Source organism: Catellatospora sp. NPDC049111 (assembly GCF_040648615.1).
GTDB classification, from domain to species: Bacteria; Actinomycetota; Actinomycetes; order Mycobacteriales; family Micromonosporaceae; genus Catellatospora; species Catellatospora aurea.
The window spans coordinates 62,801-76,564 of sequence record NZ_JBEZEB010000007.1 but is presented as its reverse complement, the minus strand read 5'-3'; the positions used below and the strand labels follow the sequence as shown (position 1 = coordinate 76,564).

At 71.5% G+C, this 13,764-nt stretch carries 12 protein-coding genes; 6 read left to right on the top strand and 6 right to left on the bottom strand.

Features of this window, described 5'->3' with window-relative positions:
• Positions 1-25: 25 nt before the first annotated feature.
• Positions 26-1,144, top strand: a complete 1,119-nt coding sequence (locus AB0B66_RS12700; RefSeq protein ID WP_360527437.1) for a substrate-binding domain-containing protein — start codon at positions 26-28, stop codon at positions 1,142-1,144.
• On the opposite strand, the gene AB0B66_RS12695 is transcribed toward AB0B66_RS12700, so the two are convergent.
• Positions 1,131-1,928, bottom strand: a complete 798-nt coding sequence (locus AB0B66_RS12695; RefSeq protein ID WP_360527434.1) for a methyltransferase domain-containing protein — start codon at positions 1,926-1,928, stop codon at positions 1,131-1,133. The two genes, AB0B66_RS12700 and AB0B66_RS12695, sit on opposite strands and share 14 nt — an antisense overlap.
• Positions 1,929-2,137: 209 nt before the next feature.
• On the opposite strand from AB0B66_RS12695, the gene AB0B66_RS12690 reads away from it, so the two are divergent.
• The 3 genes from AB0B66_RS12690 (at position 2,138) to AB0B66_RS12680 (ending at position 6,009) form a co-directional block, all read left to right on the top strand.
• Positions 2,138-2,878: an SAM-dependent methyltransferase gene (locus AB0B66_RS12690; protein WP_360527431.1), complete on the top strand. Its 741-nt coding sequence runs from the start codon at positions 2,138-2,140 to the stop codon at positions 2,876-2,878.
• A gap of 235 nt (positions 2,879-3,113) precedes the next feature.
• The gene (locus AB0B66_RS12685; protein WP_360527428.1) at positions 3,114-5,129 is read left to right on the top strand and encodes an FAD-dependent oxidoreductase; all 2,016 of its coding nucleotides are present in this window, start codon (positions 3,114-3,116) and stop codon (positions 5,127-5,129) included.
• A 112-nt stretch (positions 5,130-5,241) separates the two neighbouring features.
• Positions 5,242-6,009, top strand: a complete 768-nt coding sequence (locus AB0B66_RS12680) for a metallophosphoesterase family protein (protein WP_360527425.1) — start codon at positions 5,242-5,244, stop codon at positions 6,007-6,009.
• Between the two features lie 47 nt (positions 6,010-6,056).
• Here AB0B66_RS12680 and AB0B66_RS12675 read toward each other — a convergent pair whose 3' ends face one another.
• The 5 genes from AB0B66_RS12675 to AB0B66_RS12655 form a co-directional block, all read right to left on the bottom strand.
• Positions 6,057-6,665 carry a hypothetical protein gene (locus tag AB0B66_RS12675; RefSeq protein WP_360527422.1) on the bottom strand — a complete coding sequence of 203 codons (609 nt, stop codon included), beginning with the start codon at positions 6,663-6,665 and terminating at the stop codon, positions 6,057-6,059.
• Positions 6,666-6,784: 119 nt separating this feature from the next.
• The gene (locus AB0B66_RS12670) at positions 6,785-7,549 is read right to left on the bottom strand and encodes a hypothetical protein (protein WP_360527419.1); all 765 of its coding nucleotides are present in this window, start codon (positions 7,547-7,549) and stop codon (positions 6,785-6,787) included.
• A complete protein-coding gene (locus AB0B66_RS12665) occupies positions 7,546-8,169 on the bottom strand; it encodes a sigma-70 family RNA polymerase sigma factor (RefSeq protein ID WP_360527416.1) in 624 nt (207 codons plus the stop codon). The genes AB0B66_RS12670 and AB0B66_RS12665 overlap by 4 nt, the downstream gene beginning before the upstream one ends.
• 440 nt (positions 8,170-8,609) lie before the next feature.
• Entirely contained in the window at positions 8,610-9,383 is a 774-nt protein-coding gene (locus tag AB0B66_RS12660) for a hypothetical protein (RefSeq protein WP_360527413.1), read from the bottom strand.
• 153 nt (positions 9,384-9,536) lie between these two features.
• Entirely contained in the window at positions 9,537-10,280 is a 744-nt protein-coding gene (locus AB0B66_RS12655; protein WP_360527410.1) for a hypothetical protein, read from the bottom strand.
• Between the two features lie 535 nt (positions 10,281-10,815).
• On the opposite strand from AB0B66_RS12655, the gene AB0B66_RS12650 reads away from it, so the two are divergent.
• Both AB0B66_RS12650 and AB0B66_RS12645 read left to right on the top strand, forming a co-directional pair.
• On the top strand, positions 10,816-12,213 hold the full coding sequence (locus AB0B66_RS12650; protein ID WP_360527407.1) for a glycoside hydrolase family 43 protein: 1,398 nt from the start codon (positions 10,816-10,818) through the stop codon (positions 12,211-12,213).
• Between the two features lie 62 nt (positions 12,214-12,275).
• On the top strand, positions 12,276-13,754 hold the full coding sequence (locus AB0B66_RS12645; RefSeq protein ID WP_360527404.1) for a family 43 glycosylhydrolase: 1,479 nt from the start codon (positions 12,276-12,278) through the stop codon (positions 13,752-13,754).
• Positions 13,755-13,764 lie beyond the last annotated feature (10 nt).

Sequence of the window (13,764 nt, the reverse complement as noted above, 5' to 3'; positions counted from 1 at the left end):
GCGCCTGTCACGGGAACATGTGCCCATGCCCGTACCGCCGCAGCGGTTGCCCGGCCTGGTCGTCCCCGGACTGCCCGGCCGGCACACGGGCACCCTCCGCGAGACCGTCCACGTGGCACTGGTGTTCCCGATGCAGGGCCCGGCCGGGATCTTCGGCCCGACCTGCGAGCTGTGCGCGCAGCTCGCCGTCGAGGAGGTCAACCGCAACGGCGGAGTGCTGGGCCGGGAGCTGAGCCTGGTGCCGGTCGACGGCGGGGCCGCCCCGGAGCGGGTCGCCGCGGAGGTCGACGCGCTGGTGTCGCTCGGCGCGGTGCACGGCGTGACCGGCTGGCACATCTCCTCGGTGCGCCAGGCCCTCGCGCCCCGCATCGCGCACCGCGTGCCGTACGTCTACACCGCCCTGTACGAGGGCGGCGAGCGCACCGAAGGCGTCTACCTGACCAGCGAGACCCCCGACGAGCAGCTGCTGCCCGCGATGCGGCTGCTGGCCGGGGAGCACCGGGTGAAACGCTGGTTCATCGTCGGCAACGACTACGTGTGGCCGCGCCGGACCGCGGCGGCCGCGCACCGGTACGCGGTGGAGTCCGGCACCCAGGTGTGCGGGCAGGCGTTCCTGCCGCTGGGCGTGCACGGCTTCGCCGAGGTGCTGCGCCGCATCGAGCGCAGCGCCGCCGACGCGGTGCTGATGCTGCTGGTCGGCAACGACGCGGTGCGCTTCAACCGGGCCTTCGCCGCGTCCGGGCTGGACCAGCGCTGCCTGCGGCTGAGCACGCTGATGGACGAGAACATGCTGATGGCCAGCGGCGCGCACGCCACGCGCGGCCTGTTCAGCACCGCGGGCTTCTTCGCGACGCTGGTGACCCCGGAGAACCTCGACTTCCACGGCCAGTACGCGCGCCGCTTCGGCGTCGAGGCGCCGCAGCCGGGCAGCCTCGGCGAGTCCTGCTACGAGGGCGTGCTGCTGCTGGCCGCGCTGATCAACCGGGCGGGCTCGCTGGACGTGCGGGCCATCGGGTCGGGCGCGGACACGGTCACCTACGAGGGGCCGCGCGGGGCGATCGCGATGCGCCGCCGGCACGCCCGGCAGCGCATCTACCTCGCCGAAGCCGACCGGCTCGACTTCAACGTGCTCACCCAGCTGTGACCGGCACGCCCGCGATCACGTGGAACAGCCGCGCGGTCAGCGGGAACGGCATGCGGTCCGACAGCGCGATCTCCAGGCGCTCCAGCTCGGCGAAGAACGACGCGTCGTACTTGCGCTCGTCGTCGGGGATGTAGTCGCAGACCGAGCGGATGCCGTAGTGGCCGAGCACGCCCGCGCCGATGCGGCGCAGCGCGGTGCACACCTCGTCGGCGGTGCGCGGGTAGACAGGGGTGTTGAACGTGTGGGTGAACCGCTCGGCGGCGTCGATGGACTCGTACGCCGCGGTCAGGTCCATGTCCCGGATGGCCGCGCGCAGCGGCTCGGAGTGTGCGTTGCCCGCGATGACGCTCAGCAGGCCGCCCTCGCGCAGCGGGGCCATCACGGTCGACAGCGTGGACTCGACGTCGGCCACGTACGGCAGCAGGTTGTGGCACAGCACCAGGTCGTAGGCCTGCTGCTCGACCACGTCGCCGAGCTTGGCGACGTCGGACTCGATCACGGTGACCCGGTGTGCCACACCGGTGGACTCGGCCAGCGAACGCGCCGAGACCAGCATCTGCGGCGAGTAGTCCACCAGGGTCACCTGGTGCCCGGCGACGGCGTAGCGGACCGCCTCGACGCCGTTGCCGCCGGCCACGTCGAGGATGTGCAACCGGCGTCCGTCCAGGTGACGGGCGATGTTGTGCTCGGCGAGGGTGTAGCGCAACCTGCCCCAGGGCGCGTCCTGCCACTGCCGCCAGGCGGACACCTTGTCGTCGAACACGTCACGGGTCACGTTGCTCATGGGTTCGACCGTAACGGTTGTTCAGGCGCGGGGCACCCCGGAACACGCGAATACTCCATACGACGTCAGAAGCGGTTTTCCGGTCCGTGCGGGCCCGGCGGCGGCCCTCGCGCGGCCCGCCGGCGAACCCGCAGGCACGGCCGCACCGACACCGTCCGGTCACGACGGTGCGAGACTGGACGCCGCGAACTCGCTTGAGGAGAGAACTGATGACGACGGAGCCGCAGGCCCCGAGCACCGCCCGGATGATCGACTATTGGCTCGGCGGAACCCGCCACCACCCGATCGACGTCGCCGCCGCGCAGGCCTTCGAGGGGGCGTACGGGCCGTGCGCGGAGATCTTCCGCTCGCTGCGGGCGTTCTCCGGCCGCGCGGCTCGTTACCTGGCCGCCGAGGGCGTGGACCAGTTCCTCGTGTTCGGCGCGGGCATCCCCGCCCAGGGCAACGTGCACGAAACCGTCCCGGACGCGCGGGTCCTGTACACCGACGTGGACCCGGAGATCGTCGCGGCGGGCCGCGAACTGCTGGCCGGACGTGCGGGCGTGGACTACGTGCTCGGCGACGCCGCCGACCCGCGCGGCATCGACGCCGCCGCGCTCGACAGGGCCCTGCCCGACCACGCCACCCGCCCGGTCGGGTTGATCTTCCTAGGCCTGGCGGCCTTCCTCGACGACGCGACCCTCGCCCGAGCCCTGGACGAGATGTACGACCTGGTCCCGGCGGGCAGCCGGCTCGCGTTCGACTTCGACGCGATGGAGCTGTCGGCCTACCCCGCGGCGCTGGCGATGATGGGCCCCGGCTTCCACATGCGCGAACCCGCCGACTTCGGCAAGCTGCTCGGCCGCTGGCAGCTCACCGCCGACGGCATCGTGCCCGTCGCCGACTGGCGCCCGGACGGCACTGCCGAGCAGGTCCCCGACGCCTTCTGGGGCGGCGTCGCGATCAAGTGACCCACGCCCGACCGCGCGGAGTCCGGCGCGGCGCGGCGCAGCCATGATCGCTCGACGTGCCTGGCACATGGGCGAATGCGCGTTCATGAGACGCATATGTGCCCGGCAAGTCGAGCGATCATGAAGCGGGACCGGGTGGACGCAGGGCTTGACAGTGGTCGATGGGTGCATGATCCTGAGTGCCGGGTGCGGCGGCGCGTTCCCCCGTCGATCGTCTGCCGGTCAGGAGCGTTCCATGCCGTACACCCGCCGCCACGTCCTGCGCCTGGGCACCGCGACCCTCGTGGTCGCCGCCGTCCCGGCCGTCTCGCTGCCCGCGCTGGCCGCCGCCGTCGTCACCGCCGACCTGGTGATCTATGGAGCGACCTCGGCCGGAATCGCCGCGGCGGTCACCGCGCGCCGGCTGGGCCGCAGCGCGCTGATCGTCGAACCGGGCACGCACGTCGGCGGCCTGTCGACCGGCGGCCTGGGCATGACCGACAGCGGCGTCAAAGCCGCCATCGGCGGCCTGGCCGGCGAGTTCTACCGCCGGGTGTACGCCAAGTACAACGGCACCGCCGTCACGCCGACCTCGCCTGCCCGGTTCACGTTCGAGCCGCACGTCGCCGCCGTGATCTTCGACGAGCTGCTGGCCGAGGCGGGCGTGCCGGTCTACCTGAGCACCCGGATGACCGGGGTGACCATGGCCGGCAACCGGATCAGCGAGCTCGTCTGCGACAGCGGGCAGGTGTTCCGGGGCGCGATGTTCGTCGACGCGACGTACGAGGGAGACCTGCTGGCGCGAGCCGGGGTGGGCTGGACGGCGGGGCGCGAGGCCAACAGCGTGTACGGCGAGACGATCAACGGGGTGCAGTTGCGCAGCGGGCACCAGTTCAACCGGTTCGTCGACCCGTACGTGACCCCCGGGAACGCGGCCAGCGGGCTGTTGCCCGGAATCTCGGCGACGCCGGTCGCGCCAGCGGGCAGCGGGGACGGACGGATCCAGGCGTACAACTTCCGGATGTGCCTGACCCAGGCCGCGAACCGGATTCCGTTCGCGAAACCCGCGGGCTACGACGCGATCCGGTACGAGCCGCTGGCGCGGTACGTGCAGGCCGGGCACACCGGCCCGTTCTTCACTACGCACCAGGTCGGCGGCGGCAAGACCGACTCCAACAACGACGGGGCGTTCTCGACCGACTTCATCGGCCAGAACTACGGCTACCCGACGGCGTCGTACGCCGCCCGCGCGAGCATGCTCGACGAGCACCGCGTCTACCAGCAGGGGCTGATGTGGTTCCTGGCCAACGACCCGCGGCTGCCCGCCTCGATCCGCGGCGCGACCGCGTCGTGGGGGCTGGCCGCGGACGAGTTCACCGGCAACGGCGGCTGGCCCACCCAGCTGTACGTGCGCGAGGCGCGGCGCATGGTGTCGGCGTACGTGATGACCGAGGCGGACTGCCGGGGCGGCCGCGTCGCCGCCGACTCGGTCGGACTGGCCAGCTACACCATGGACTCGCACAACTGCCAGCGGGTCGTCGTCTCGGGCGGGCTGAAAAACGAGGGCGACGTGCAGATCGGCGTGCCGGAGCCGTTCGGCATCAGCTACCGGGCGATCGTGCCCTACGAGTCGCAGTGCGCGAACCTGCTGGTCCCGGTGTGCCTGTCGGCGAGCCACATCGCGTACGGCTCGATCCGGATGGAACCCGTGTTCATGATCCTCGCCCAGTCGGCGGCGACGGCCGCGCACCTGGCGATCGCGGCCGGGTCGGCGGTGCAGCAGGTGCCGATCGCCGCACTCCAGGCCCGGCTGCGCGCCGACGGGCAGCTGCTCACCTGGCCGCTGACGGCACCCGGGGAGATCATCGTGGACAGCTCGGCGTCGGCCGGGGTGACCCGGGCGGGCGTCTGGCTCACGTCGACCTCGGTCGCCGGATACCACGGGCCCGACTACGAGCACGACGACAACACGAACAAGGGCGTCAACCGGCTGCGGTTCACCCCGACGATCCCGACCGCCGGCTCCTACCAGGTGTTCCTGCGCTGGACGTCGCACGCCAACCGGGCGAGCAACGTGCCCGTCGACGTCTGCGCGGGCGGCACGGTCACCACCCGGACCGTCGACCAGCGCACCGGCGGCGGCCAGTGGGTGTCGCTGGGCACGTTCAGCCTGCCCGCGGGCTCCTCACCGAGCGGTGCGAGCGTGCTGATCCGCACCGAGGCCACGAACGGGTACGTGGTCGCCGACGCGGCCCGCTTCGTCCCGGCGTGATCTCGCGGCGACGCTGCCCGGCCGGTGACGGCTCGGCGTCGACACGTGCCGTCGGGCTGGTGTTCGGCCGAGCCTGGGTCGGCGGCTCCGGGTCCGTGAGAGGATCGGCCGCGTGACGACTCCCCGTCTCGGCCCGGTGCAGCGGGTCGCGGTCCTGGCCGACGTGCACGGCAACGTGCCCGCCCTGCTCGCCGTGCTCGACGACGTCGCCTCCGTCGGCGCTGACCTGATCGTGTTCCCCGGCGACCTGACCTGGGGTCCCGAGCCGCAGACGACGGTGGACCTGGTGCAGGAGCTGGGGCGGCGGGCGGTGTTCGTGCGCGGCAACGCCGACCGGGCGGTCGTGGAGCTGGCCCGGGGCGGACGCGAGCACACCCGCCCGCGCGATCCGTGGATGGTGCGCCGGCACACGGACGAGGCGGTGGACTTCCTCGCCACGTTCCCGCTCAACGTCGTCGTCGAAGTCGCGGGACTGGGCGCGGTGCGGTTCTGCCACGGCTCGCCGCGCGACGACACGGAGTGCGTCACGCCGGAGACGTCCGAGGAGCGCTTCGCCGAGCTGTCCCGCGACACCGACGAGCACGTGATCGTCACCGGGCACACTCACCTGCAGTTCGACCGCGAGGTCGCCGGCCGGCGCAGCGTGAACCCGGGCAGTGTCGGCCTGCCCTACCACCTGGGCGCGCCCGGCACGGCGTACTGGGCACTGCTCGGACCCGACGTGCAACTGCGCCAGACGCGGTACGACGTGCAGGAGGCGGTCGACCGGTGCCGCACGACCGGCGACCCCAGCGGCGACACAGTGGTGCGTTACCTGCTCACGCCGCCGACACCGGCCGAGATCATCGCCGACGCCGAGAGCCGCGTCTTCGCCGACTGAACGGACGCGGGAACGGCGCCGGCACGCGCCGTTCCCGCGAGCTGCCGTTACGCCTGGGCGGCGACGGCGCGCAGCTGGCCGAGGGTGGTGCGGAAGCCCTTGCCGGAAGCGGCCGGGTCCTCGGCGAGCAGGCCGCTGACGGCCATCGCCTGCGAGCGGGTGGTCGCGGCGGCCGCGTCGTCGGCGCCGGTCAGGTCGAAGATGCCGAAGTCGCCGCTGAGCGTGCTGAACGTCGCGGCGGCCGTGGCGTCCTTGGCCAGGTAGAGCACGACCTTCTGGCCGGTCTCCAGCTTCGACATGTTCGCCATGTCGACGACCTGCCCGTTCAGGCCGGTGATGGTGATCTTGTCGCCGGCCTTCGCGGCGGCTCCGTTCGCCGCGCGCAGCACCTCGTCGACCCGGAACCCGGCCGCCTCGACCTCACCGCGTACGACCAGGTCGGCGGCGGCGGTCAGCTCCTTCACCGTGGTGTACCCCCGCAGCTTGCCCTTGATCGGCGGGGCGGCCTCGGTCGGCTCGGCGGCGGCAGAGGTCGCGGGCGCGGCCGCCGGGGTCGCCGGGTCGGTGCTGCCGCAGGCGGCCAGCGCCGCCGCGGCGAGCAGCGCGGCCGCTCCCGCCAGGACGCGGGTGCGGTGGGGGTGGTCGATCCTTGCCATGGAACGCTCCTCAGCGTGTCGACGCCGTGCCCGTGCGGTTCTCGCCCGGTTCGCGGCGCTGCTTACGCCATCTATCTGTGCGTCCGCGAGGTCGAGTTCCCGATTTCGCGTCCCTTTTTTCAGCCGTGTTCGCGGGCCAGCTCGCGCAGCTCCGCCAGCGTGGCGGTGAACCTGCGGTCGCGGGCGGTCGCGTCCTCCTCCCGCAGGCCCGACACCGACATCGTCAGCGACCGCGCCGTGGCGGTGTCGCCCGCGACGTCGAAGATGCCGAAGTCACCGCTGAGCACGCCGTATTCGGCCCCCTCCGGGGTGGCGGCCAGGTAGAGCACCACGTGCTGGCCGGGCTCCAGCCGGGACATCCCCGACAGCTCGGGGGTGGCCAGCGTGATCTCGGCGGCCGGGGCCAGCCGCGGCGTCCGGTAGAGCACTTCGGCGATGCCGACGACGGCCTTGCGGTCGTGCCCGGCACCGTCGACGCGCAGCACGTCGCCGCGCACCACCAGGTCGGCGGTGGCGGTGAGCTGGCTGACGGTGCCGTACGCCCGGACCTTCGCGGTCACGGCCCCGCCCGTGGGTTCGGCGGCAGGCGTGGAGACGCCGGGCGTCGGGATCGCGACCGGGGGTTCGCCGTCGCGATTCGCGACCACCACCGCGACGGTGCCCGCCACGGCGACCAGCGCGGCCATCGCGAGCGCCGGCCGCAGCAGGCTCCACCGGGGCGTACGGCGCACCGGCGCCGCGACCCGCTCCGGTGCCGCGATCGCGGCCAGCAGGCGTTCCCGGTGCAGCTCGTGGCGGCCGGGCGGCAGCTCGCGGTGGCCGGGGTCGGGCAGCAGCTCGGCGAGCTCCGCCCACTCGGACGGATCGAGCGGCGGTTGCTTCATCGGTGGCCCTCCTCTGCCAGACGGACGGTATCGCTCTTCATCTGTCCGGCAGGACCGGCCGGGTTCCGGGTTGACCGGGGTGTCTCGTCGACGAGCTTGCGCAACTTGGCCCGGGCCCGGGACAGCCGCGACCGCACCGTGCCGACCGGAATGCCCAGCGCCTGCGCCGCGGACTCGTAGTCCAGGCCCTCCCACAGGCAGAGCGTGATCACTTCCCGCTCGGGGCGGCGCAGCGACGCCAGCGCGTCGATCGCGGCGGTGATCCGGCCGCTGTCGTCGAGCCGCCCGGCCACCTCGTCGGCGTGGTCGGGGGCGGTGAACTCGTCCGCGTGCAGCGCCGACGCGGCAGCCCGATAGCGGCGGTTGCTGCGGGTGTGGTTGCGCGCCTCGTTGGTGGCGATGCCGAGCAGCCACGGCCGCAGCGACCCGCCCTCGTCGCCGATCCGCTCGCGGGAACGCCAGGCCTGCAGGTACGTGGCGGCCATGACGTCCTCGGCGGTGGACCAGTCGGCGGTGAGCCGGAACGCGTGGTTGTAGACCGACCGCGCGTACTGGTCGAACAGCTCGGCGAACGCGCCGGCATCACCCGCCCGTACGCGGGCGCGCAGACTCGACTCCATGACCACTTCTCTGTCCGGCGAACGGCGCGAGTTCCTGTGATCCAGGCCACCCACCCTGACCGCCCCATATGGTGCTCACCGACCATATCCACCCGCGGTCCCGGCCTGCCAACGGCCGAAGATCGCTGCTTCCGGTCAGAAACTGCGGTCAGACCACGCTATCTGCCCCGAAACAGCGATCTTCGTTCGCCGCTGCCGGGCTATCGGCCGGTCCAGCGCGGTGGGCGCTTCTGTGCGAATGCACCGGCGCCCTCACGGGCGTCGGCGGACTCGGCGACCGGCTTCACGAGCAGGTCCTGGATCGGGAACGCGTCGACTGCGGCAGCCCCCTCGGTCGACACCACGACCCGGCGGGTGGCGGCGACGGCCAGCGGCGCGTTGCGGGCGATCCGGCCGCGAGGTCGAGCGCCGCCGCCAGGCTGCCGCCGGGTGGGGTCAGCTCATTGACCAGCCCGTACCGCTGCGCCGTCACGGCGTCGACGGCTTCGCCGGTGAGCAGCATCGCCATCGCGACGTGGTAAGGCACGCGCCGGGGCAGCCGGATCGCGCCGGTCGGCCTCGGCGACGCCCACGGCGGCGTGCGCGCGCTTGTAGGCGACCAGCGCGAGCAGGTACTCGCGCAGTTCCCGTTCCTGCACCGCCCGGAGTGCGGCGTCGGCTGACGGGATCACCGTCGCGGCGAGGATCTGCCGCGTCCGTGCGGTGTTCAGCTCGTCGGGGACGCCGAGGATCGTGCAGATCAGGTTGAAGGTCAGCGGCATCGCGAACTCTTCGATCAGGTCGACCACGCCGAACTCGGGCATCCGGGCGAGCAGATCCTGCGCGGTGCGCTCGATCAGCGGCTCCAGCGCGGCGACCCGGCGCGGGATGAACGCCGCGTTCACCAGCCTGCGCAGCCGGGTGTGCTCGGGCGGGTCGGCGTGCACGAGGTGCCGGTTCAGTCCCGCCGGGCCGGGCACGTAGTCGGGCACCAACTCGGGACGCTTGCTGAGCCGGGCGTCGCACAGCAGCGCCCGGACGTCGGCGTGGCCCGCCACGTGCCAGACCGACAGACCGCTGCGCTTGCGCTCGTGCACCACCGGCGCGTTGCGCCGCAGCCACGCGAAGAACGGGTACGGGTCGCTGTTGCGATCACGCAGCAACTCCGGGGGCACGTCATCCAGCGAGGTCCACGGCCCCGCCGCGAACTGCACGTCGGCATCCCCGGGTGGCATACCCATACGTTCCCCACTTCGATCTCAAGCCGCTGACCAGCACAAACTCGGCGATCTTATACGGACCGGACATAAACCATGCAAGCCACCACTCCGCCACACCGTCCGCCTTGGCGCGCCCGCCCGACCCCGCCCGGCAGGTTGGGGGGTGGGTCAGGCGCGGCGTTCGATTTGGGCGCGGACGCGCGGGAAGGCGGCCTTGGCTTCGCTCTGGGTGTAGTCCCAGAGCATGACCATGCCGATGCTGCCGCCGTCGGCCCACGCGCACATGTAGACGCTGCCGAGGACCTCCTGGTGGCCGCACTTGGCCGCACCCCCGAGCGAACCGGTGGACACGGAGAAGAACCCGCTGAACCCGTCATCGGCCATGTTCTGGGTCAGCCACTGCATCTCGGTGGCCGGCGACTTCAGCCGGGTCGAGGTCGCCGCGTAGAACGCGATCTTCTTCCCGGCAGCCGAGTCGGCGTCGCCATACGCCCCGGACACCCACTTGGCCTGCACGTATCGCTGCTTGAGCTCCGTGGGCACCGGACCGACGCTCTCCGGCGACTTGGCGATGCCGTCCAGGGTCGACGGCACCCGCAGGGTGATCTTCACCGGCGCCTTGGTGGGCGACTTCGACGGCGACGGCTTCACCGATGGCTTCGCCGACGGGGACGCGGACGGCGACGGCGAGGACGGCAGATCGGACGGCGACGGCGCGGCCGACACCTGCGGGGTGCTCCATGCGGCCGGCTCGGTGGCGGCCGGGGCCTGCTGGTCGCCGCCGGACGAGGCGTACACGGCCGCGCCGACGCCCAGCACGGCGACCAGCGCCAGCACCGCCCACAGTGCGCGCCGGTTCCGGGCCGCCGGTGGCCCGGCCTCGATGCCGTCGCCGTCCGAGTACTGCTGCATCTGCTCGCTCCCGCAATTCGAGGTGTGCCGAGCCCGCCGGTCCCGGTGATCACGAGGCGGGGTCCACCGAAGGTAGGGCACGATCGCGGGCCGCGGGCACCCACGAACGGATGGAGATCCTATTCATACGATCACTTCCGCTTTCATGATCGACTGGCGATAAAGTTTCGGGAAGATGACGGACAACCCTTGTGAGCGTTCGCCTGACGCCCTAACCTCAGATCCACGGCGCGCCTGGGATCGCCGATCACCGATCTCCGGGCAGGGTTGGGAACACCGCAGCCACCCAGCGACGTGGCACCGGAGCAACGCCCGTTCACCACCGCAGGCTCCGATCCCTGCGGCAAACGTCCATCTCCGACGACGCCGCACCCTGGCCACGAATGTTAGCGCTAACAAGGAATAGTTCGCCGAAACATCAACAAAAGCTGCTCTCCCTGCATTCAGGACCGGCGTCGGCGACGTCGGCCCCGGTGACACCTGTGCCCGCGCCCGGCAGCACCACGGGCACCCGCTCCCTCCGGAAGGATCCTCCATGACCACCAGACGCGAGCTGCTGACCGGACTCCTGTCCACGGCAGCGGCCACCGCGGCGGGCGGGCTGACCATCGCCGCCACCGGCTCCCCCGCCCGCGCCGCCGGACCGCTGACCGGCTACGTGATGGGGTACTTCACCGAGTCGCCCAACCGGCTGGCCAACAACTACGGCCTGCACCTGGCCGTCAGCGCCGACGGCCTGAACTGGACCCCGCTCAACCAGAACAATCCCGTGGTCACGCCCACCGCCGGCACCGGCGGTCTGCGCGACCCGTTCATCCTGCGCAAGCGCGACGACACGTTCGTCGTGCTCGCCACCGACCTGACCGGCACCGACTTCACCCAGCCGAACCAGTACATCCACCTCTGGGACTCGGTCGACCTGCGCAGCTTCACCGGTTACCGCCGGGTGCGGATGCACACCATGAACACCCACACCTGGGCGCCCGAGGCGTTCTGGGACAACGCCCGCGGCCAGTACGGCATCGTCTACTCCGCGCACAACGGCACCCGCGATGTGTTCATGGTCAACTACACCACCGACTTCGTGAACGTCGGCTCCGCGCAGGTGTTCTTCGACCCCGGCTTCAACGTGCTCGACGCCACGTTCCACCTGGGCAGCGGCGTGAACTACCTGTACTACAAGAACCTCGCCGACGGCCGGCTCTACGGGGCCCGGTCGGCCACCCTCAACCCGAACAGCTTCAGCACGTACACCAGCGGCATGGTCAACGGCGGCATCGAGGCCCCGATCGTGGTCAAGGCCAACGACCGCAACGAATGGTGGCTGTGGGGCGACTCCTACAGCCCCGCCAACGGCGAGTTCTGCGTCTGGCGCAGCGGCGACGTCAACGCCAACGCGTGGACGGCGCTGGACAAGGCGGCGTACACCCAGCCGCTCAACGCCAAACACGCCACCATCGCGGCGATCACCGCCACCGAGCACGCCAACCTGCTCACCCGCTGGGGCGCACCGAGCTGGAACCGGCTCAAGTCGTACAACCTCCCGGACCGGCTGATCCGCCACGCGAACCGGGTCGGGCGCATCGACCCGTACCCGTTCGACCCGTACGCCGACAGCCAGTGGCGGCTGCGGCCGGGCCTGGCCAACTCGGCCGGGGTGTCGTTCGAGTCGGTCAACTACCCCGGCAACTACCTGCGCCACAGCGGCTACGTGGTCGGGCTGGCCGCCAACGACGGCACGGCGCAGTTCGCCGCCGACGCGACCTTCGTGCGCACCGCGGGCCTGGCCAACAGCGGCTGGGCCTCGTTCCGCTCGCACAACTTCCCCGACCGCTACCTGCGCCACAGCAACTATCTGCTGCGCATCGACGTGCTCGGCTCCGGCTCGCCCGCCGCCGACCGGGCCGACGCCACCTTCCAGATCGGCTACTGAACCCCACCCGGAGCGCCGTGCGCCGCACACGGCCGTTCCGGCCCACCCAGGAAGGACTGACAATGCCCCCGCTCCCTGACGGACCCGGCCCACGGTCACACACGCTGCGGCGCTGGTGGCGGCTCACCGCCATGACGGTGCTGTGCGCGCTCGCCGCGACCGGCCTGCACGCGTCCGCCGCTTCGGCCTCCCCCGCCGTGAACTACACCAACCCGCTGGTCAACCAGCGCGCCGATGCCCAGATCCACAAGCACACCGACGGCTACTACTACTTCACCGCGACGGTCCCCGAGTACGACCGCATCGTCCTGCGCCGGGCCACCACCCTGCAAGGCCTGTCCAGCGCCCCGGAGACGGTGATCTGGCGCAAGCACAGCAGCGGCATCATGGGCGCGCACATCTGGGCCCCGGAGATCCACTTCATCGACGGCAAGTGGTACGTCTACTTCGCCGCCGGGGCGACCAACGACGTCTGGGCGATCCGGATGTACGTCCTGGAGGGCACCGGCGCGAACCCGCTGACCGCAAGCTGGACCGAGAAGGGCCAGATCCGCACCCCGTGGGAGACGTTCTCCCTGGACGCGTCCACCTTCGTGGCGAGCGGGGTCCGCTACCTGGTCTGGGCGCAGGCCGAGCCCGGCATCGCCACCAACACCAACCTCTACATCGCGCGCCTGGCCAACCCGTGGACGATCACCGGCGCGACCACCCGGCTCACGATACCGACGCTGGCCTGGGAGACCCGCGGTTACAAGGTGGCCGAGGGACCGACCGTCATCCAGCGCAACGGCAGGCTGTTCATGACGTACTCGGCCAGTGCCACCGACGCCAACTACTGCCTGGGCATGCTCACCGCGACAGCGGGCAGCAACCTGCTCAGCGCCTCTTCGTGGACCAAGTCGCAGAACCCGGTGTTCGCCAGCAACTCCGCCACCGGGCAGTGGGGGCCGGGCCACAACTCGTTCACCGTGTCCGAGGACGGGGCCAGCGACATCCTGGTCTACCACGACCGCAACTACCGCGACATCAGCGGCGACCCGCTCAACGACCCCAACCGGCGCACCCGCCTGCAGAAGCTGTACTGGAACGCCGACGGCACCCCGAACTTCGGCATCCCGATCCCCGACGGGGCACATCCGGTGCGGTTGAAGTCCTACAACTTCCCGGACCGCTTCGTGCGCCACTGGGAGTACCGGGCCCGGATCGACACCAACGTCACCAACCTGGCCGACTCGCAGTTCCGGATCGTCACCGGCCTCAACGGCGGCGGCAGCGTATCGCTGGAGTCGACCAACTTCCCCGGCTACTACCTGCGCCAGCGCAGCAACGGCGAGGCGTGGGTAGACCGCAACGACGGCACGGCGGCGTTCCGGGCCGACGCGAGCTTCTACCAGCGCGCGGGGCTGGCGAGCTCGTCGGCGGTGTCGTTCGAGTCGCAGACCTACTCCGGCCGCTACCTGCGGCACAGCAACTACCTGCTGTACGTGCAGGCGGTCACCGACACCGTCGGGCGCGCCGACGCCACCTTCATCCTCGAATGACCTTGGAGTA

Excerpts from the sequence above, each read along its gene's own strand:
- AB0B66_RS12700 (WP_360527437.1), top strand. The coding sequence starts at position 26 with ATGCCCGTACCGCCGCAGCGGTTGCCCGGCCTGGTCGTCCCCGGACTG.
- AB0B66_RS12695 (WP_360527434.1), bottom strand. The coding sequence starts at position 1,928 with ATGAGCAACGTGACCCGTGACGTGTTCGACGACAAGGTGTCCGCCTGG.
- AB0B66_RS12690 (WP_360527431.1), top strand. The coding sequence starts at position 2,138 with ATGACGACGGAGCCGCAGGCCCCGAGCACCGCCCGGATGATCGACTAT.
- AB0B66_RS12685 (WP_360527428.1), top strand. The coding sequence starts at position 3,114 with ATGCCGTACACCCGCCGCCACGTCCTGCGCCTGGGCACCGCGACCCTC.
- AB0B66_RS12675 (WP_360527422.1), bottom strand. The coding sequence starts at position 6,665 with ATGGCAAGGATCGACCACCCCCACCGCACCCGCGTCCTGGCGGGAGCG.
- AB0B66_RS12670 (WP_360527419.1), bottom strand. The coding sequence starts at position 7,549 with ATGAAGCAACCGCCGCTCGATCCGTCCGAGTGGGCGGAGCTCGCCGAG.
- AB0B66_RS12665 (WP_360527416.1), bottom strand. The coding sequence starts at position 8,169 with ATGGAGTCGAGTCTGCGCGCCCGCGTACGGGCGGGTGATGCCGGCGCG.
- AB0B66_RS12660 (WP_360527413.1), bottom strand. The coding sequence starts at position 9,383 with ATGCCACCCGGGGATGCCGACGTGCAGTTCGCGGCGGGGCCGTGGACC.
- AB0B66_RS12655 (WP_360527410.1), bottom strand. The coding sequence starts at position 10,280 with ATGCAGCAGTACTCGGACGGCGACGGCATCGAGGCCGGGCCACCGGCG.
- AB0B66_RS12650 (WP_360527407.1), top strand. The coding sequence starts at position 10,816 with ATGACCACCAGACGCGAGCTGCTGACCGGACTCCTGTCCACGGCAGCG.
- AB0B66_RS12645 (WP_360527404.1), top strand. The coding sequence starts at position 12,276 with ATGCCCCCGCTCCCTGACGGACCCGGCCCACGGTCACACACGCTGCGG.